The organism is Oleiharenicola lentus (assembly GCF_051660365.1).
Taxonomy (GTDB): domain Bacteria; phylum Verrucomicrobiota; class Verrucomicrobiia; order Opitutales; family Opitutaceae; genus Lacunisphaera; species Lacunisphaera lenta_A.
Window position 1 is genome coordinate 84,980 of the sequence record NZ_JBOZXB010000002.1, and the last position, 19,130, is coordinate 104,109.

General features: G+C 59.6%; 15 protein-coding genes. 8 read left to right on the plus strand and 7 right to left on the minus strand.

What is annotated here, in order from left to right; all coding sequences use genetic code 11:
- Nucleotide 1 precedes the first annotated feature (1 nt).
- Entirely contained in the window at nt 2-478 is a 477-nt protein-coding gene (locus tag ACRRQW_RS15160) for a histidine triad nucleotide-binding protein (protein WP_438482440.1), read from the minus strand.
- Nucleotides 479-491: 13 nt separating this feature from the next.
- A complete protein-coding gene (locus ACRRQW_RS15165; protein ID WP_438482441.1) occupies nt 492-695 on the minus strand; it encodes a hypothetical protein in 204 nt (67 codons plus the stop codon).
- Nucleotides 696-807: 112 nt separating this feature from the next.
- Between ACRRQW_RS15165 and ACRRQW_RS15170 the strand changes: the two genes are divergently transcribed.
- Nucleotides 808-3,255: an ABC transporter permease gene (locus ACRRQW_RS15170; protein ID WP_438482442.1), complete on the plus strand. Its 2,448-nt coding sequence runs from the start codon at nt 808-810 to the stop codon at nt 3,253-3,255.
- A 56-nt stretch (nt 3,256-3,311) separates the two neighbouring features.
- Here the strand turns inward: ACRRQW_RS15170 and ACRRQW_RS15175 are convergent, their stop codons facing one another.
- The 3 genes from ACRRQW_RS15175 to ACRRQW_RS15185 form a co-directional block, all read right to left on the minus strand.
- Nucleotides 3,312-4,478, minus strand: coding sequence for an MASE1 domain-containing protein (locus tag ACRRQW_RS15175; RefSeq protein WP_438482443.1), 1,167 nt, complete (start codon nt 4,476-4,478; stop codon nt 3,312-3,314).
- Between the two features lie 87 nt (nt 4,479-4,565).
- Complete coding sequence (locus ACRRQW_RS15180; protein ID WP_438482444.1) at nt 4,566-5,198, minus strand: LysE family translocator; 633 nt, start codon at nt 5,196-5,198, stop codon at nt 4,566-4,568.
- A 136-nt stretch (nt 5,199-5,334) separates the two neighbouring features.
- On the minus strand, nt 5,335-5,715 hold the full coding sequence (locus tag ACRRQW_RS15185) for a response regulator (protein ID WP_438482445.1): 381 nt from the start codon (nt 5,713-5,715) through the stop codon (nt 5,335-5,337).
- Between the two features lie 94 nt (nt 5,716-5,809).
- Here ACRRQW_RS15185 and ACRRQW_RS15190 point away from each other — a divergent pair, with 94 nt between their 5' ends.
- From ACRRQW_RS15190 to ACRRQW_RS15200, 3 genes are all read left to right on the plus strand, one after another.
- Nucleotides 5,810-6,460 (plus strand): hypothetical protein, encoded by a 651-nt coding sequence (locus ACRRQW_RS15190; protein ID WP_438482446.1) that lies wholly within the window; start codon nt 5,810-5,812, stop codon nt 6,458-6,460.
- Nucleotides 6,461-6,554: 94 nt separating this feature from the next.
- On the plus strand, nt 6,555-7,559 hold the full coding sequence (locus ACRRQW_RS15195) for a ParB N-terminal domain-containing protein (protein ID WP_438482447.1): 1,005 nt from the start codon (nt 6,555-6,557) through the stop codon (nt 7,557-7,559).
- A gap of 19 nt (nt 7,560-7,578) precedes the next feature.
- Nucleotides 7,579-8,262, plus strand: coding sequence for a DUF2293 domain-containing protein (locus ACRRQW_RS15200; RefSeq protein ID WP_438482448.1), 684 nt, complete (start codon nt 7,579-7,581; stop codon nt 8,260-8,262).
- A gap of 99 nt (nt 8,263-8,361) precedes the next feature.
- Here ACRRQW_RS15200 and ACRRQW_RS15205 read toward each other — a convergent pair whose 3' ends face one another.
- Nucleotides 8,362-8,748, minus strand: a complete 387-nt coding sequence (locus ACRRQW_RS15205) for a hypothetical protein (protein WP_438482449.1) — start codon at nt 8,746-8,748, stop codon at nt 8,362-8,364.
- 89 nt (nt 8,749-8,837) lie between these two features.
- On the minus strand, nt 8,838-12,956 hold the full coding sequence (gene purL, locus ACRRQW_RS15210) for a phosphoribosylformylglycinamidine synthase (RefSeq protein ID WP_438482450.1): 4,119 nt from the start codon (nt 12,954-12,956) through the stop codon (nt 8,838-8,840).
- Nucleotides 12,957-13,121: 165 nt separating this feature from the next.
- Between purL and ACRRQW_RS15215 the strand changes: the two genes are divergently transcribed.
- From ACRRQW_RS15215 to ACRRQW_RS15230, 4 genes are read left to right on the plus strand one after another with little or no spacing between them, the layout of a single operon-like run.
- Entirely contained in the window at nt 13,122-15,467 is a 2,346-nt protein-coding gene (locus ACRRQW_RS15215) for a hypothetical protein (protein ID WP_438482451.1), read from the plus strand.
- Nucleotides 15,467-16,990 (plus strand): hypothetical protein, encoded by a 1,524-nt coding sequence (locus tag ACRRQW_RS15220; protein WP_438482452.1) that lies wholly within the window; start codon nt 15,467-15,469, stop codon nt 16,988-16,990. The genes ACRRQW_RS15215 and ACRRQW_RS15220 overlap by 1 nt, the downstream gene beginning before the upstream one ends.
- Complete coding sequence (locus ACRRQW_RS15225) at nt 16,987-17,217, plus strand: hypothetical protein (RefSeq protein WP_438482453.1); 231 nt, start codon at nt 16,987-16,989, stop codon at nt 17,215-17,217. The genes ACRRQW_RS15220 and ACRRQW_RS15225 overlap by 4 nt, the downstream gene beginning before the upstream one ends.
- Nucleotides 17,214-19,127 (plus strand): amidophosphoribosyltransferase, encoded by a 1,914-nt coding sequence (locus ACRRQW_RS15230; protein ID WP_438482454.1) that lies wholly within the window; start codon nt 17,214-17,216, stop codon nt 19,125-19,127. Before ACRRQW_RS15225 ends, ACRRQW_RS15230 begins: the two co-directional genes overlap by 4 nt.
- Nucleotides 19,128-19,130: the final 3 nt, after the last annotated feature.

The window sequence follows — 19,130 nt, forward strand, 5'->3', positions numbered from 1 at the left end:
TTCATTTCTCCGCTTTGGCGGCGGGATCGACGTAGGTCTGCGGTAACATCGGTCCGAGTGGCATGCCTCCGAGTAGATGCAGATGGATGTGAAAGACCGACTGGCCGGAATCTTCATTGGTATTGAACGTCAGCCGATAGCCCGACTCGGCGATGCCTTGCTCGCGCGCGAGTTGTTTCGCGACGACTAGGAGATGTCCGAGTAGTTTCGTGTCTGCTTCGGAAACATCATTGAGTGTGTTGATGCGCTTTTTCGGGACAATGAGCAAATGCACGGGCGCTTGCCGGCGGAGCGGCACGAACGCGACGCAGAGTTCGTCTTGGTAAACGAGTTGAGTGTCCGTTTTCCCGGCGATGATTGCTTCGAAAGGCGAGGGCGCGGCGAGCTTCGCAGTTTTCTTTGCCGCGTATTCGGGCGACCCGGCGTGAAGGGCAAGAACGAGACCGGAACTTAAGGTTAAAATGGAAAATAAGCGCACGCCGCTTTATCCCTCAGACGCGGGCACCAAGCAAGCGCGCGGGCAGAAAAAGGAGCGCTTTGATCAAAGCAAAGGTCGCGCCGAGGCAGGCGCCCAGCAGCAGGAAGGGAATCGATAGCAACCACACGAGGGGAGCCAGAATCAGCGCCAGCAACGCGACCGGCCAGCAGATCACGAGGAGCAGGCACCAGAGGAAAAATAGGCCGATGGTTTTCATGTGAATGGGATTTTGGGTGAAAAGACCCGCGAGATTGCCCTGAAGTTGCAGGTTTTTTCGGGTGTCCCGAAATTTGCTGCAACTCCACGCCTTTTTGTGGGGTTCTCCGTTTGTGAACGCACTTTTTTCCCTTACTGATCTCCGCCAAACCCTGCGCCGCCTCTCGCGAGAACGCGGCTTCACTGTTACCGTGTTACTGACGCTCGCGCTGTGCATCGGGGCGAATGTCGCCATCTTCGCCGTCGTCGATGCCATCTTGCTTCGCTCGCTGCCTTTCGAGCGGCCCAGCGAACTCGTCAACGTGATCAACAGTTACCCGAAAGCCGGCGTGGAGCGGGCGGGGGCGTCCGTCGCGAATTATTACGACCGACGTGGCAACATCCCGGCGTTTTCTTCGGTGGCGATTGCGCGCGAATCGAATGCGATCATCGGTGAAGCGGGCTCGCCGCGCCGCGTGCCAACTTATCGGATTTCCACCGATTTTTTCTCCACGCTCGGCGTGCCGCTGGCGATGGGCCGCACATTCACCGAGGAAGAAATGATTCCCGCCAGCAGCCGCGTGGCGATCCTCACAGATGGATTTTGGCGCTCACAATTCAACGCCGACCCGAATGTGCTCGGGCGCACGTTTCAAGTCGACGGGTTTGCCATCACGGTGGTCGGCGTGCTGCCGAAGGGATTTCGTTACCTGTCGACCAAGCCGCAGTTTTATCTGCCGGCGGCATCCGATGCGAAAGCGCGCGCGGCGGACAACCGGCATTCGAATAATTACCAGTTTCTCGCGCGGCTCGCGCCCGGAGCAACGCTTGCCGTGGCGCAGTCGCAAATTGACGCCTTCAACGAGAAACAGCTCACCGATGAACCTTACGCCAATCTCATCAAGGGCGCCGGGTATCACACCATGCTGAAGTCATTGCATGCCGACCACGTGAACAGCGTGCGGCCAGTTTTGTTGCTGCTGCAAGCGGGCGTGCTGGCGTTGTTGCTGATCGGCGGCGTGAATTTGATTAACCTCCTGCTGATCCGCGCGAGTGGTCGCGCAAAAGAACTCGCAGTGCGCCAGGCGCTCGGCGCGAGCCGCCGGCACGTGACGCGCGAAGTGATGCTTGAGACGATGATACTCGCGTTGGGCGGCGGTGTGCTCGGTCTCGGCGCGGGCTTTGCGGGCATTCAATTACTCTCGGCGCTCGGCACGGAGCAATTGCCGCTCGGTGCGACGGTGGTGTTCGATTTGCGCGTGGCCGCGGTGGCGTTGGCGGTCGCAATTCTAGTCGGCATGGCGCTGGCGCTGCCGATCATCTGGTTTAATTTGCGCGGAAGTCTCGCGCCCGTGTTGCAAGCGGAGACGCGCGGCGGCACAGTCAGCAAAGCGGCGCAGCAAATGCGTCATGGGTTTATCGTCGCGCAAGTCGCGCTCGCCTTCGTCTTGCTCGCCGGCGCGGGTTTGCTCGGCGTGAGTTTAAAACGCGTGCTGGCGACGGCGCCGGGGTTTCGCACGGAGCACGTGCTTACCGGCAAGATCGTGTTGCCATTTAAAAATTATCCCAAAACACCCGAGCGGTTGGCGTTTACGGAACGCTTGCTGGCCGAGCTGCGCGCGCAACCGGGCGTGACGTCGGTGGGCATTACCTCAGGTCTCCCGTTCACCGGTGGCGTCGATAATAATGCCACGGCGATCGAAGGCGTGAAGCCGAGTCCGACCGACGGGATTCGCGCGCATTTCACCGCCGGCGTGACGGGTAATTATGCGCAGGCGTTGGGGATTCCATTGATCGAGGGGCGTTTTCTCGAAGAGGCCGACAATCAACGCAAGCCGCTCATGTGTGTCGTCGACGCGGATTTTGCGAAACGTTACTGGCCGGGCCAGAGCGCGATCGGTCACCGCATCGCGAACGGGCCCGAATTCAAAGAGGAAAACGCGCACACGATCGTCGGCGTCGTCGGCAGCGTTAAACAAAACGATCTCGCTGATAAGAGCGGGCAGGGCGCGATTTATTATCCCTACGTCAGCTATGCGTCCTCGGATTTCTCCGTGGTGATTCGCACGGCGATGGAGCCAACGTTGCTCGCGCCGGTGTTACAAAAGACCGTGTTGAAACTCGATCCCGAGTTGCCAGTCGACGAATTGAAACCGATGCAGGTGCTCGTCGACGACAGCCTCGTGTCGCGCAAATCGCCGGCGTTGCTCGCGGGGATTTTTGCCGGCGTGGCGTTGTTGCTGGCCGCGGTCGGCACGTATGGCGTGCTCGCTTACGCGGTGAGCCAGCGTCGTCGTGAAATTGGCGTGCGCATGGCGCTCGGAGCGCAACCGGCGCAAGTGCTCGGGCAATTTCTCGGGCTCGGCCTGAAGCTGTTGCTAATCGGGATTGTCCTCGGCGTAGCCGGCGCATGGGGCGTGGGGATCGCGATGCAAAGTGTATTGGTGGGCGTGGGCGCGGTGCATGTCGGCGTGCTCGCCGCGACCGCGGGCGTATTGCTCGTGGTGGTGTTACTGGCGACTTTCCTGCCGTCGCATCGCGCGTCGCGTGTGTCGCCGATGGAAGCCCTGCGCAACGACTGACCGCCGTCGGTGGTTCCGCCCGTCAGCCCCAATGGGCTAAATGAACATGACACGTATTACGTGTCATGTTCGCGCGAGCCGGGGCTTGGCTCCGGGAAGGGCGGGTTGCTGCCTTTCATGGTTTTCATGACGAGATCGATCGCTTCTTCCGAAATGCCGTGGCTGATGCTGACGCTGTAACGCTCGCGCAGGAACGTCTCGACCGACACCCACTGGTCGCGCCAGCGCACGCGGCCGGTCCACGCGCAGAACGTCACAAAATCCTCGAGACGCTTCACCTGGCCGACCGCCGCCTGGAGCTCGAGGATGAGTTGCGCCTGTTTGGCTTCGAAGCGTTTTTGCTGCCCCATGGCCGCGGCGAGAAACAGCGCGGTGCCGATGCAGACGCCCATGAACACGTTGAGATAAAACATCCGGTCGCCAATCGGGATGCCTTGGAAATTGCCGTGTCCATTGAGCACGGCATCAAACGCCAACAACGCCAGCACGCTGCCCACCGACAGCGCAATCGACGGCACAAAGCGCACGGCGGCCCACACGAGCAGCGGCAGAATGAAAATAAGCGTGAGCGTAAGCGGCACGCCGTAAGTCGCCCACCGGCCCGCTGCAAATGCCCCGACGAGGCACGTGAGCACAGCAAGAACGGTGAGCTCCGCCCATTCGCGGCGGCTCTGCGCAGGTTTTTTCCAGCGAATCCATGAAAGCGTGATGGGCGCGATCAGCACCACGGCAAAAAGATTGGCGGCATACCACGCGGTGGCGGTGCTCCAGATTTGGTCCGCCGGCACACGATCGTTGAGCGCGAGCGCCGTGGTGCCGATGGCGGCGCTCAACGGTTGCAACAACACCAACTCGGCGATCAACAGGCCGACGACATCCTGCACGTTGTCGAATTCGATACGCCGGCCGATGCGATCATGAAACCACCAGCCGGCGAGCGCACACTCCAGCGCGTTGCCCGTCGCCATCAGCAGCGCGGTCGGGAAAATCGATTCGCCGCCCCACAACACCAGCGCAAGCTCGCCGAAAAATACCCCGGGCCAGACGCGCTTGCCCAACAGCAATGCGCACGTCAGGGCGAGGCCGGCGGGAATGAAAGGCATCCACGAAACGTTTTCGACGACTTCGGAAAACGTAATGCAAAAACGCCCGATCAGGCAGTAAACGACCGCGAGCGAAATCCAGAGGGAAATCCAAAAGGGTAGCGCTCGCGGTGTTTGCATGGAAAGATGCAAATCGCAGCCAAACCCGGGCCAAAGTAAATTCGCGATTTCAGATTCTCGCGGCCGTGGGCGCGCTAGAATTTTGCGTTATTTGCGTTCGTCCAGCGCGAGCCGCACGGCGAGGGCGCCGAGCACTCCGCCCATGATCCAACGCTGCGTGCGCAGCCACAACGGGCGGGTCGCGAAGAACGCCGCAATTGTCCCCGCCGTGAGCACGAGGCCCAGATTCACAGTGAAACTAATGGCCATCTGCGTGAGGCCGAGCAGCACGCTTTGCAAAAACACGTGGCCGCTTTCCGGGTGCACGAATTGCGGAAAGATGGAGAGGTAAAACACCGCGGCTTTCGGATTCAGCGCGTTGGTGAGAAAGCCCATACGATAAAGTTTCGCCGGGGAATCCGGCGGCAATTGCCGGGTCGCAAACGGTGACGCGCCGCCCGGACGAATCGCCTGCCACGCCAAATAGAGCAAGTAAGCCGCGCCTGCATATTTCAACACCTCGTAAGCGAACGGCACGGCGAGAAACAGCGCCGTCAAGCCGGCGGAGGCGGAAAAAATATGCACGAGCCAGCCGGAGACGACGCCGAGCAACGAAATGAATCCCGCGCGACGTCCCTGACAGATGGAACGTGAAAGCAGATACATCATGTTCGGCCCGGGCGAGAGCACCATGCCGAATGCCGCCGCGCAGAAGAGCAGCCACTCGTTGAGAGGAATCATATGAGCGCGAGCAAATCCCGGTCGCGAGCTGGGTGCAAATCACGAGTGCCGTGAGACCATTACAGCGCGCAAATTTTTCCGGCGGGCAGTTGCGTGGGGCGGCGTGGGCCAGCGCTCGCCAGGGGATCCACGCAGATTATTTGCGGGCCTTCAGTGTGACGAAGCTGCGGATTTTTTCGAGCAACGCCTCGGCGGTGAAAGGTTTCATCAAGAAATCGTCGGCTCCGAGCGTTTTGATTTCTTCCATGTAGGCGTGGTCGCCGGGCGAGGGGAGCATGATCACAGGAATGGCTTTGAGTTCCGGCGACGCTTTGAGACGCTCCAGCATCTCGAGTCCGCCCATCACCGGCATTACCACGTCGAGGAGAATCAAATCGGGTCGGGCGCGCTCAATGGCGAAGAAACCGTTGAAGCCGTTGTTGGATTCGTTCGCCTCGCAGTCAAACGCGCTGAGCGTCCTTTCCACGAAAATGCGGAGTGGTTTTGAATCATCGATGGTGAGAATGGTGACGGCCATGCCTTACCAATGTCGCGGGTTGCGGCGTATCCAAGCGAAGAGTGCTTCGATTTGGAGGCTTCCTTTGGAGAATGGGTTTGCTAGCACGTTGCCCATGAAATCCATCGTTGAAGTCCGCCGCTTGAAGTCGCCCGCCCCGAAACCGCAGGCATTGGCGTGGGATGGAAGCACGCTCTGGATAGGATCGCGCGACACAAAACTCATTCACGCGATCGACCCGAACACGTGGACGGTAAAATGGACGACGCCCGCGCCGGGCACGCCTTGGGGCATGACGGCGGTTGCGGGAGAATTGCGCGTGTTGTGCGGTGAGACGGCGGCGGACACGCGGATCATCCGGCGCTGCGTGCCGGGCAAAGGGTTCGATGCGGAGTTTGGGCTGCCGTGTCCGGGCGACATGGGTTCGCACCTCAGTCACGACGGGAAAAATTTAATTTTGAGCCAGTGGTATCCGAAGAAACTCATTTGGCTGCACGTCGATGGTTCTGCGGGCCGCGTGATCGAGGTGACGCGGGGAATTTGCGGGCACTGTTTGGTTGACGGAGTGTTTTATCTGATGACCACCGACTACGAGGAAACGACCGGCTATTTCCTCACGCGCGTGGACCCGCGCGGAGCGACGCCCACGATTGAAGATATCGCCACCGTTCCATTCCAAGCACGCGCACTGGCATTTGATGGCACGAACTTCTGGACGAATCATCGCGAGCAAGATGAGACGGTCTGCTTTGCGCGGCCTGATTAACAGGTTCCCGCAAAGCGCGAAAATTTAATTTCAGGGGAAGCGGTTTTGCCCTTGTGCGGCGTCCGGCATTGGCGACACAAAGAGCGCCTTTTTCATGCAGACCATTTCCCAAGAAATCCCCCTCGAGAAGATCAACATCTACGGCGGCACGCAGGCGCGCGTGAAGACCAACGACGATGCCATCGAAAGCTATGCCGACGAAATGATGCGTGGCGTGGTGTTTCCGCCGATTCAGGTTTATTTCGACGGTGCGACTTACTGGTTAGCCGACGGATTTCACCGGTTTCTCGCGACGAAACGCAACGAGCGTTCCACGATTTCCGCCGAAGTTCAACCCGGTGGCCGCACGGAAGCGTTGCGTCACGCACTGGGCGCGAACTCCACAAATGGCGTTTACCGCAACAACGGCGACAAGCGTAACTCTGTGGAAATCGCGCTCGAAGAATGGCCGGAACTGGCGAATCCGGTGATCAGCGAAATTTGCAAAGTGTCCGCCGAACTCGTGCGCAACTGCCGTCAGGCGATGCAAAAAGCGGGGCGCATTCCTGAAGTGACCACGGTCACGGGGCGCGATGGAAAACAATATCCCGGCGCCGTCGAGCGTCAGCCGCGTGGTAAAAGTGAAGAACCTTCCAGTGAAAAGGGCGGTGGTGGTGGCGGGAGCGGCGGCGGCTTTGCCAAGAGCGGTGGCGATGGCGGGGCGCTCGGCGGCTCGACCAACGAACTCGAATACGAGGCGCGTCAGATGATCCGCAACGGCGAGATCAATCCCTTTGAGTTGCGCAAGATGGCGAGCTCGACGCCCAACGATTACGCCGCCGCAACGATCAAATTGCTCGAAAGCATGCGCCGTGACGACCCGAAGCGCCGCGAAGGACTCATCCGCATCAAAGACTGGATCGAACGCGAACTGCGCGGCGAAAACGTTCTCCCGGCAAATCTGGGCGCGGCGGACACGGCGACTGCGGTGACCGAGAAAGTCAGTCTTCGTGACAGCGCCGACGATGATTCTGTTGAACTCGATGAAGACGAGCCGGAGGATGAAGAAGACGTTGAAGAATCGTCGGACGATGACGGTGACGAGCGCGAAGAGAACTGAGCTTCGATTCGCCTTTAGCATGCCGAACCAAACCCGCGAAGTTCGTCCTCATCCCACGCCGCGTCACGTGTTGAGTCACGACGCCGGCGTGCTCGCCGTGCCGGCGGAATGGGATTTGCTGCCGCCCGGCGATGCCGCCCTGAGCCGTCGCATCAAGCAGGACGGCCCCACGTGGACAGTGATCGAACTGAAAGGCCGGAAACGTTTCTCGCGCGGTATCTGGGCTCCGGCGATTCGCATCAAGGCACTGCGGATCGAATTGGAGTTGGAGCGTCGTGATCCCGCGTATCAGCGTAAACTCGAGGCGGGACGGGCGCGGCGAGCCGAGGAACAATTGGTTTACGTGGGCGACTTCCGGGACGCCGTGTTGGCGTTTCTCAATTTCCATCCCACGCACCGTTTTGCCGCGGACGCCATGGCCGAACGAATCGCCGCCCACGCCACACCCGTCGGCAGCGGCACCGTGGCGCGCACGGAGCGCATCCCGATCGAACGGCGTGCCGAAGCCGCGACGATCGCGTGGATGCGTCACCAAACGACGGGTTACGATTCGATGCGCATCCCGCTCGTGAAAGGAAAACGCCGTGAAGTCCGTCGCCTGCTCGCGCAACGCTCCGTCAAGTTACTCGAACGCTACCGCCGCGGCGTGGATATCGACCTGGCAACATGTCCGCTTTCACGAGCCTTGATGGGTCGCGCGTGATGATGTTGTCACTTTACCAGCGGTGCGTTTGAAACCGACTGTTTTATCAACGGAATAGGACCAACTGAAGACTGAGTGTCTCTGGCTAGAACTAAGGAATTACTTGGAAGGGTAATACCAAACCCAAAGACTAAATCCCGCAGCCGCTATTGATATTATTAAGGCAAAAATACTAAGCCGATTTGATGTTCTGGAAATTTCGTTCGCCTCCTTAGCAACATCGATTTGCTGGGTATGCCGGCGATTCTCCGCAGTTTCCGCCTCTTCACGTTCTATGCTTTTAATCCTCTGTGCTCGTTGCTCCTTGAGCCATGCCCGGCGCTCGATGCCGTCGCTTACGAGCGTAAAATAGCCTGGCTGCATTCGTTGGGATGCATAGTCGAACCATTCCAGCGGCCAGTTTTCCATTTCGCGTCTGTAGTCAGCCTCAGTGTGAAAATTTCCGATCACACGCTGCACTTCAGCTCTGTCGAGTGGAGTCATCATAGCGTCATCAAAACACTGTTTTTTGGGCTATCACGAACATATCAGGCCAGATTTCTTAGAGCTTCTTCACCGTGTTTATTGCGTTTAACTCAATCCACCCAATTCCGCGCGTTGTAGAAGAGCTGCATCCAGGGGCTGTCTTCGCCCCAGGTTTTCGGGGCGTAGCTCATGCACTTGCTGCGGAAGACGCGCTCGGGGTGCGGCATCATGATCGTGACGCGACCGGTGGTGGTCGTGAGCGCGGTCATGCCGAAAAGTGAACCGTTCGGGTTGAGTGGGTATTGCTCCGTGGCTTCGTGGAAGTTGTCGACGAAGCGCGCGGCGACGTAACCGGACTTGCTGCAGGCTTCGGCGTCGGCACGGGTTTTGAACTCGGTGAAGCCTTCGCCGTGAGCGACGGCGATCGGGACGACGGAGCCTTCCATACCGGCGAACAAGACGCTGGGGCTCTTTTCGATCTTCACGGAAACGAAGCGGCCCTCGTAACGCTCGCTTTGGTTTTGCACGAAGCGGGGCCAGTGGGCGGCACCCGGGATGATCGACTTCAGATTGCTGACCATCTGGCAGCCGTTGCACACGCCGAGGGCGAAAGCGTCTTCGCGAGCGAAGAACGCCGCAAACTCGTCGCGCGTGCGCGCGTGGAAGAGGATGCTCTTCGCCCAGCCTTCGCCAGCCCCGAGGACGTCGCCGTAGCTGAAACCACCGCAGGCGGCGAGGCCTTGGAAATCTTTCAACGAGACGCGACCGCTGAGGAGATCGGTCATGTGCACGTCGACGGCCCGGAAACCCGCGCGGTCGAATGCAGCGGCCATTTCCACCTGACCGTTGACACCTTGCTCGCGGAGGATGGCGACGGAAGGCTTCGCTGAACTTTTAACGCTGAACTTCGAACTTTGAACGTCGAAGGTCAGTTTCGGATTAATGCCGAGATCGCGGCGGTCGAGACGCAGGGCGTGTTCTTGATCGGCCGCGCTGGGGTTGTCGCGCATGCGGGCGATGCGGTGCGTGACGTCGGACCAGAGGGCGCGGAGCTTCGTGAGGTCTTCGGTGTAAAGTGTCTTGCCGCTTTGCACGACGTTCAGGCTGAACGTCTGGTTCAGTTTGCCGACGCGGGAGACGCAGGCTTTGAGGCCGTTTTCGCGGAACGCGAGCAGCACGTCGTCGAGGTGTTCTTCGCTGACTTGGAGGACGGCGCCGAGTTCTTCGTTGAAGAGGGCGGCGAACGGTTCGTGCAGATGCGGGATTTCGAGATCGACGCCGGTGTGGCCGGCGAAGGCCATTTCCGTGACGCAGGCAAACAAACCGCCGTCGGAGCGATCATGGTAGGCGAGGAGTTTTTCCTCGCGACCGAGCTTTTGGATGACGTTCCAGAAATTCTTGAGATCAGTGGCGCTGTCGACGTCGGGCGTCGCTTCGCCCATTTGCGAAACGACCTGCGCGAGGATCGAACCGCCGAGACGATTCTTGCCGCGACCGAGATCGACGAGGAGAAGAACGGACTCGGACTCCGGTTGAGCGTTGAGTGATGAGAGTTGAGTGTCGGCTGACTGATCGCTGACGGCTGAAAGCTGATCGTTCCGCTTGAGCTGCGGCGTGAGCGTTTGGCGGATGTCGGTCACCGCCGAGAACGCCGAGACGATGAGCGAGATCGGCGCGGTGATGCGTTTCGATTTTTCGCCGTCTTTCCAGACGGTGCTCATGCTCATCGAATCTTTGCCGACCGGAATCGTGATGCCGAGCGCGGGGCAAAGTTCCATGCCGACGGCGTGCACGGCGGCGTAGAGATCGGCGGCGTCGCCGGGGACGGCGGGCGCGGCCATCCAGTTGGCGGAAAGGTTTACTTTGCTGAGATCGCCGATTTGCGCGGCGGCGAGATTCGTGAGGGCTTCGCCGACAGCGAGGCGAGCGGAGGCGGCGGCATTATTGACGGCGACCGGCGTGCGTTCGCCCATCGACATGGCTTCGCCCGTGTAAACGTCGAACGAGGCGGCAGTGACGGCGCAATCGGCGACGGGCACCTGCCACGGCCCGACCATTTGATCGCGCGCGATGAGACCGCCGAGCGTGCGATCGCCGATGGAAATCAAAAATGTTTTGTCGGCGACGGCGGGATGCGAGAGCACGCGCTTGGCGGCTTCCTTGAGCGCCGCGCTGACGAAGACCGGGTCGTTGCGGCCGCGGCCCGCCGCGATTTCGGGTCCGACCAAAGTAAACAAGTTGAGCGGTTGTTGCGGGCGCTTGAGCGAAGCTTCCTTGCGGTGCATGCGCGGCGGTTTGCCGAGCAAGACTTCGAGCGGGAGATCGATGGGCGTATTGCCGAAATGCGGGTCTTCTAGAACGAGATTCTTTTCCTCGGTGGCTTCGCCGACGACGGCAAACGGTGCGCGTTCGCGTGCGCAGAGTTTGGCGAACAGTTCGATGCGGTCGGCGGGCACGGCGAGGACGTAACGCTCTTGCGATTCGTTGCACCAGATCTCGAGCGGCGACATGCCGGGCTCGTCGTTGGGGACATTGCGGAGATTAAATTTTCCGCCGCGGCCGCCGTCATTCACGAGCTCGGGCAGCGCATTGGAAATGCCGCCGGCACCGACGTCGTGGATGAAGGAAATGGGATTCTCGTCGCCGAGTGCCCAGCAGCGATCGATGACTTCCTGACAGCGACGCTCCATTTCGGCGTTGTCGCGTTGCACGCTGGCGAAATCGAGGTCTTCGCTGCCGGAACCACTCGCCATCGAACTCGCGGCGCCTCCGCCGAGGCCGATGTTCATCGCGGGGCCGCCGAGCACAACGAGTTTGTCGCCAGGGTTGATCGCGCCTTTCTGGACGTGGTCGGCTTTGATGTTGCCGAGACCACCGGCGAGCATGATCGGCTTATGGTAACCGCGCCACTCCGTGGCGCGGAGTTGAGAGTTGAAAGTTGAAGGTTGAGAGACCGAACCTGGTTTGTTTGCTGATCGGCTTTCACCTTTCAACTTCGGGCTTTCAACTGCAGGAAGTGCGGCCGGCACTTCCTGTTCGAAGGTGCGGAAATAGCCGTTGATGGCGGGGCGGCCGAATTCGTTGTTGAACGCGGCGCCGCCGAGCGGGCCTTCGATCATAATGTCGAGCGCGGAGACGATGCGGCCGGGTTTGCCGTGATCTTTTTCCCACGGCTGGATCGCGCCGGGGAGTTTTAAATTTGAAACCGTGAAACCCACGAGACCGGCTTTCGGTTTCGAGCCGCGGCCCGTGGCACCTTCGTCGCGGATTTCGCCGCCCGAGCCGGTCGCGGCGCCGGGGAAGGGCGAGATCGCGGTTGGGTGGTTATGCGTTTCGACCTTGCAGAGGATGTGGATGTCTTCGTCGTGCGCGGAGTATTCGGCCGTGCGCGGATCGACGTAGAACCGACCACCCCGGGAGCCGACGAGCACCGCGGCGTTGTCCTTGTAAGCAGAGAGAATTCCTTCGCTGTGGAGCTGGTAGGTATTCTTGATCATCTGGAAGAGCGACTTGTCCTTGGCGGAACCGTCGATCTCCCACGTGGCGTTAAAAATCTTATGGCGACAGTGCTCGGAGTTGGCCTGCGCAAACATCATCAGCTCGATGTCGTTCGGGTCGCGGCCGAGTTTGGTGAAGGCGGCGACGAGGTAATCGATCTCGTCATCCGCGAGCGCGAGACCGAGTGAGGCATTCGCTTCGACGAGCGCGGCGCGGCCTTTTTTGAGCATGGGCACGCTGGTTAGCGGGCGCGGTTGCTCATGTTGGAAAAGTTCGGCGCAGTCGGTGATCTTGGTGAAGACCGCCTGCGTCATGCGGTCGTGCAGCTTGGCGACGATCGTATCGAGTTTTTCGCTGCCGAGTTCCGCGTAAGGCACGGACAAGCTGAGCGTGTAAACGACGACGCGTTCGAGGCGTTTGATATTCGCCAGGCCGCAGATGTGCGCGATGTCAGTGGCTTTGGACGACCAGGGAGAAATCGTGCCCGGGCGCGGCGTGATCACCAACGTCACGGTGTCGCCGGTGAGGGCTTCGACGGCGCGGCTAGGACCATAGGTGAGCAGCTGTTCGAGGATGGTGAGTTCCTCGGTGTTCAGCTGGGTCGTCAACTCGGCGACATGGAAAAATTCCGCGGTCAGCGCGGTGACCGGAATGCCGGTGCCGGAGAAGTCCGAGAGGAGCTTCTGGATGCGAAATTGGGAGAGGGCAGAAGAGCCGCGAAGTGTCAGCATGTCGGTAAAAACGAGATGTTCGCGAACGTAGCGGGCGCGTCAAGTGGGCGCACGGCCATAGTTAAAATTCAAATAAAGACATCACCCTAGACCGCTCAGGATTAGACGGTTAGATTAAACAAAGCCGTTGACCTCGTGACGCCGCGTCCCGGATAAAATATCTCTATGCCAAATTCTGGCTTTAAGTGCGGTGGGTTGATGATCGCGGGGATGATTGCGGTCACTGTCGCGGTGGCGGACGAGTTGCCGGAAGCGCGTTTCCACAGCGTGAAAGCATGGCGCGGCACGTTTACGGCGTCGACGCGGAGCAACGAGAACCTGCTTCCGTTTAAAATTCCCGGCGCGAGATTCACCTATGATGCGACGCTGCGAGTGGAATTTTATCTCGATCAATTCGAAGATGAACCCGCAGTGTGGCGCGGACGCGTGGTGAGTTCGACTTTGGATTCCGCGTATCGTTGCGTGCTCACCGGAAAGGAAGGCACCGTGGTCAGCCGGTTCAGCACGAGCGGGTCGATGGAACTCGATTCAGACGAGGCTCCGGAATTGAGGTTTAGCCCGAAACTAGGCTGGGCGTTTCAAATGAAGGGCAGTGTCAAACGAAAGTCCGAGGTCCATAAAACCATCACCCTTAATTCCGGGCAGGTATGGCGTGACCAGCAAACTTCGAGCGTGTTTGGAATCAGGCGGACGCCGCGTTTTCCATTTCCCGCGAAGGGCTACGTGCTTGCCGGGAGCGGCCCGGTCGAGACGACGCAGATCACTTCGTCGCCTTTGATCGGCGTCGATCCGCATCCAACGTGGACTGTCACGGTGCATTTGGAGCCGGCTTCGCTGGAAGAATTGAAATTGGAAATTGAAGAGCCGGCGGATTACAAAAAGTGGCGCCCGAAAACCACCGCCGAGGCAGAAGCGGGCGAGCCGCTCGTCGTCAAAGCCAACGTCACGACCGCGAATGGCGGAAAACCTCCGGTGAAGGTCACGGAATTTATTTGGGAGTTGGTCGGAACGTCGACGGAACCGGGCGTGGCGATGAATTATCCTGTGATGGGCGATAACTTCTACGACGGACGTCGCGACCTCGAACTCGACGCCGACGGGGAATTTTTCGTGTTGGAAGAAGAGAAACAGCGCATGCGGCGCGCGGTGAAAGATGGATTTTCCGACACGGCGAAAATTGTGCCATTCGACATGGGCGGGTGGTCGACCTTGCAAGTGACTGCCGTGATGGCCGACGGGCGCCGCGTGCAGGGAAAGCTGACAGGGAAATCGGAGTTCGGTCTGCGGGTGCCGAAGCGGAATCCTGATTCGCACATCGCGGAGGGCTGGAAGGAGGAAAATAAATCCGGCGCGGACGATTTGGACGACGAAAATGATCCGGTCGGTGACGGCAACAAAGGCGACGGCTTCGCGCTCTACGAAGAATACCGTGGCTGGATTGTGAACGGTGAACCGATGGGCGGGGATCCGAAGAAAAAAGATTTTTTCGTGCTGAATCGCATCGGGCCGGACGCGGAGAAGGGCATTGGTTTGTTCGCGGCGCTCTCGGATTTAAATGTGCACGTGCTCGAATCGGAAAACGAGATGGCGGTCGATACGCGATTGATGAATCAAAATTACATGGAAGGTGCGCACGTGGTCGATCAGCACGGCGTGTGGATTAAAACCTTCGATTCGGCGGAGAAACTCGGCGGCTCGGGTGCGTTTACTGTGCCGACACCGGAGAACGAGGGTAAGCACATCGCACTGCGTCCCGGTCTCACGCGGGGCATCGGTATTTTGCCGCGTGGCCACGCGGAGAGTGATTTTAGCAAACCGTTCAATCTGCCCGCGAGCGAGGCATCCGGTGCTTACGATCGCGCCATCGCGCACGAATTGATGCACTCGGTCGGCGCAGTCGAACACGGCACCGGCGATGGTTCGGTGCGGCTGCAGTTTTACTCCGTCGATCATCCGGGAAATAAACTCGGCCGGCCGTATTTCACGAGCTTCGGCATCAACCTGGGCGCCGCGCCGGTTTACGAATTGCGTGATGAAGATGGTTCGGATGTCGCGCAAAAAATCCAGCAAAGCGAAAGTCTCGCGAGCGAGCGCCAGAAATGGAATGACACGATGCGTGGGATTTATCAGGGGCGACCGGGCGATGCGGACTATCCGAGAATGTCCGAGCGCGATTTCGATTTCTACCGCGAATCGTCGCTCGGAGGTGTCTTTCAAATCGAGGGACAAGTCGGCGTCCAAGGCGGCCAGCATTCCGGCCATCAGGAGTGCATCATGCGTTATTACTTCGCCGACCTTTATGAGATGGCGGGCGGCAAAGGATTTTACCGGATCGCGGCGGGCGCGGAGCACATCGGTTTTTATCTGTGTCGTTCGCCTGCTGGCACCGGCGTGAATGCACCCGGCCACAAACCGCAATCGCGGCACGGCCCCGCCGGCGCGGGGGGCGGAAATTGTTTCGGGCAACTCTGTCCCAACGACGCGATTCCTCCGCGGGCTTCGCAATTCTAATGAAAGCGCGCGCAATTTTTCTCTTTGGGCGAATGGGCTTCGTGTTGCTCGCGATGTGGTCGGCGATTGGCCTGCACGCCGCAACCAATCCCGTGGTTTCGTTTGGCTTTCGCGGGACGTCGGGCGAAACGGTAGAAGTGGGCGAGCCGTTGATGATTGGTGTCGAATTGCGCACGGCCCCCGGCGCGAAAGAAAGGCTCATGCTCGCTCCTGCGCAAGGCGCGTGGACCGACGCGGTCAACGTGGAGTTGGTGTCGACGGCAAATCGCGGAAACTCGGTGCGTGCGGTGTTGTTGGGGCGGGCAGATTCGCCGCGTGCGACGCTGGATGCGACGCGTCGCGCGGGTGGCGGTTGGCTGATATCGGAAGCGGCGATGAAAAGTGTCGCGCCGGGCGACTACGAACTGCGCGTGAAATTACGCGTCGACTCAGGCGACGGCTGGCGAGGTGAAGTTTCGGCGCCATCGCGCAAAGTGAAAGTCGTTGCGAGTAAATCGAACTCCGTGCAACGCACGCTCGCGCTGGCGGGCGAAGCCATGGTGGCCGATCGACTCGAGAGGGCAGCGCAAATGCTCGATGAATTTCTGAAGACGAATCCGAAGGAGCCGCGCGTGTGGGTCTTGCGCGCGACAGTGGCGGAACGCGCCGGAAATGTAGGCGCCGCGTTGTGGTTTGCGAATCAGGTCGTGTCATCGACCGGGCCGGTCAAAGGCCCACCGCCGTTGGAACTGGTTGAGCTTCGTCTGCGACTGCGAACTCAATTGGAGCAGCCCGAGAATGCCGCCGCAGCATCGCCGCCTGCGTGGTCGTGGCCGCCGCGCGAGTTGGTCGAAGCAACTCTGGCGGAAGCGAAGAAAGCGCTGCCGGTGGAAAAAGTCGCGCCCGTGGCGCCCTCGGCGCGACCGGCTGATCCGAACCCGCAGTCGGCGAAACCGGCGACTCCCGCAACGCCTGCACGGTCAGCGCAGGCGGCTGCATCGATAACTGCAATGGCGACTAAACCTGGCGCGCAGACGGTCGGCGTGCTGGTCGCAGCGAGCGAATTGTCAGAAGCTAAAATTCTCTCCGAACCGCTGGGCCAATGGGCGAGTGCGGCCACGGCGGGTTCTCGTTATTCGAATGGGGTCGGTTATTCGCCCGCGCAAGCAACGGGCGCGCCCAACGTGCCGAAGGGGAGCGACAATTCCAATGCGTGGTGTCACAGCGGCGACTCTAAGGAAATCGAATGGCTGGAACTGGCCTTCGCGACGCCGGTGCGTGCGACGGAAGTCCGCGTGCGCCAAACGTTGAATCCTGGCGTGATCATCAAACTCGAAGCGATCGAACCTGACGGCACGAGTCATGTGTGGTGGGAAGGCCGCGATGCGGCCGGGTTGGCCAATTCCCCCGGCGCGATCACGTGGTTTGCCGTGCGCGCGTCGCAGCCGGAGTATTTGGTCGCGCGCGTGAGGATCACTTTGGATCTTCGGCTGCGTGTGGGTTGGAAGCAAATCGACGCGGTGCAATTAGTCGGCGAGCCTTGAGCGAAATCGCGCGCATGCGGCGGGCCGCTTGTAAATTAGAAGATGTGACACAGATTCGTGCGCTCATGGTGACCATATCGAAAACACTGTTGGGCAACCCGCTGGCAGAGCGCGACCTGTGCCGGCTGAAAGGCTGTGTGCCTGCGGCTTTAGCTCTTAAGTCACACGAGTTTGAGAAAGCCGTTGACCAATCCGGCGGCGTTCGCGAAATCAGGACGCTTTCATGAGCGAATTCATTAGCCACGAATGCGGAATTGCCTTGGTGCGGTTGAAAAAGCCGCTCGCCTATTATCAGGAGAAGTATGGCACGCCGCTGTGGGGGTTTAACCAGCTGTTCCTCCTGATGGAAAAGCAGCACAATCGTGGCCAGGATGGTGCGGGTGTGGCGTGCGTGAAATTCGACGTGCCGGCGGGCGAGCCTTACATGTTCCGCGAGCGCAACGTGGAAACCAATCCGCTCGATAAAATTTTTCAGGCGTTGCTCACGCGCTACAACACGCTCGTGAATGAAGGTGCGGTGCATCCGGAATTTCCGGAGACAGCGAAGCGTCGCTTCGATTTTTGCGGCGAACTTTATCTCGGGCACCTGCGCTACGGCACTTCGGGCGGTTATAACATGAGCGCGTGTCATCCGTTTTTTCGCCGGAGTTCATGGCCGACGCGCAACTTGATGCTCGCGGGGAATTTCAACCTGACCAACACCGCCGAACTCAACGACTCGCTCATCGCGATCGGTCAGCATCCGATTTTCGCAACCGACACGCAGGCAATCCTCGAACGCATCGGCTTCTGTCTCGATGACGAACACGAAGACCTTTACCGCGCGCTGAAAACGCAGAGCCTGCCTGGCACCGAGATTTCACGGCGCATCAATGAAGAAATCGATCCGGGCCGTGTCTTGCGCAAGGCTGCGGCGAATTGGGACGGCGGTTACTCGCTCGTCGGCGTGCTCGGTAACGGCGACGGATTCGTCTGCCGCGATCCCTCGGGGATTCGTCCCTGTTACTGGTTTGAAAATGATGAAGTGGTGGCGTTTGCCTCGGAGCGCGCGCCGCTGTGCACCGGTTTCGAAGTCGAAGCTTCGCAGGTGAACGAAGTCGAACCGGGCTGCGCCGTCATCATGAAGAAAGGCGGCGAAGTGCGCGTGGAACGCATCCGCGCGGCGCTGCCGAAGACGCAATGCACGTTCGAGCGCATCTATTTTTCGCGCGGTAACGACGCCGACATCTACCGCGAACGCAAAGCGCTTGGCGCCGGCCTTACGGCGCAGATCTGGAAAGCGGTTAGCGGTGATCTCGCGAAATCCGTTTTCAGTTTCATCCCGAACACGGCAGAAGTCGCTTATTTCGGACTCATGAGCGAGCTACGTTTGCGCCGTCGTTCCGAAGTGAAACAGACGCTGCTCGACGCCGCGAAAAATGGCACACTCGACGAGAAACTCGTCGACCATCTGATTCTCGATAACTGGCCGCGTGGCGAAAAAATCGTCACCAAAGACGTGAAGCTGCGGACGTTTATCAGTCAGGAAAAGTCTCGCAACAATCTTGCCTCGCACGTTTACGACGTGACTTACGGCGTCGTCGAAGACGGCGATAATCTGGTGTGCGTCGACGACTCCATTGTGCGCGGCACGACATTGCGCCGCTCGATCCTACGCATTCTCAAACGCCTCAATCCGAAGAAAATCATCATCGCGTCGACGGCGCCGCAGATTCGCTACCCGGATTGCTACGGCATCGATATGTCGGAGATCGGCAAGTTTGTGGCGTTCGAAGCCGCGATCACCCTTTTGAAGGAACGCGGTCAAGCGAACATCATTCAAGAAGTGTATCACCTCTGTCGGGAGCAGTTGAAAAATCCCTCCGCTGAGCCGGTGAATCACGTGCGGAAAATCTACGAGCCGTTCACCGCCGAGGAGATTTCTGCGAAAATCACGCAGCTCGTCTCGCCGCCGCAAAACGGTTGGCAGGGCGAAATCGAAATCATTTTCCAATCGATCGAAAACTTGCACGCCGCGCTGCCGAATCACACCGGCGACTGGTATTTCACGGGAAAGTATCCGACGCCCGGTGGCTACCGCGTCGTGAATCAGGCCTACGTGAATTACTACGAAAAGAGCGAAGGCCGGAGCTATTGAGCC

Coding starts and splice junctions, on each gene's coding strand:
- ACRRQW_RS15165 (WP_438482441.1), bottom strand. CDS start 695: ATGAAAACCATCGGCCTATTTTTCCTCTGGTGCCTGCTCCTCGTGATC.
- ACRRQW_RS15175 (WP_438482443.1), bottom strand. CDS start 4,478: ATGCAAACACCGCGAGCGCTACCCTTTTGGATTTCCCTCTGGATTTCG.
- ACRRQW_RS15180 (WP_438482444.1), bottom strand. CDS start 5,198: ATGATTCCTCTCAACGAGTGGCTGCTCTTCTGCGCGGCGGCATTCGGC.
- ACRRQW_RS15185 (WP_438482445.1), bottom strand. CDS start 5,715: ATGGCCGTCACCATTCTCACCATCGATGATTCAAAACCACTCCGCATT.
- ACRRQW_RS15190 (WP_438482446.1), top strand. CDS start 5,810: ATGAAATCCATCGTTGAAGTCCGCCGCTTGAAGTCGCCCGCCCCGAAA.
- ACRRQW_RS15195 (WP_438482447.1), top strand. CDS start 6,555: ATGCAGACCATTTCCCAAGAAATCCCCCTCGAGAAGATCAACATCTAC.
- ACRRQW_RS15200 (WP_438482448.1), top strand. CDS start 7,579: ATGCCGAACCAAACCCGCGAAGTTCGTCCTCATCCCACGCCGCGTCAC.
- ACRRQW_RS15205 (WP_438482449.1), bottom strand. CDS start 8,748: ATGATGACTCCACTCGACAGAGCTGAAGTGCAGCGTGTGATCGGAAAT.
- purL (WP_438482450.1), bottom strand. CDS start 12,956: ATGCTGACACTTCGCGGCTCTTCTGCCCTCTCCCAATTTCGCATCCAG.
- ACRRQW_RS15215 (WP_438482451.1), top strand. CDS start 13,122: ATGCCAAATTCTGGCTTTAAGTGCGGTGGGTTGATGATCGCGGGGATG.
- ACRRQW_RS15220 (WP_438482452.1), top strand. CDS start 15,467: ATGAAAGCGCGCGCAATTTTTCTCTTTGGGCGAATGGGCTTCGTGTTG.
- ACRRQW_RS15230 (WP_438482454.1), top strand. CDS start 17,214: ATGAGCGAATTCATTAGCCACGAATGCGGAATTGCCTTGGTGCGGTTG.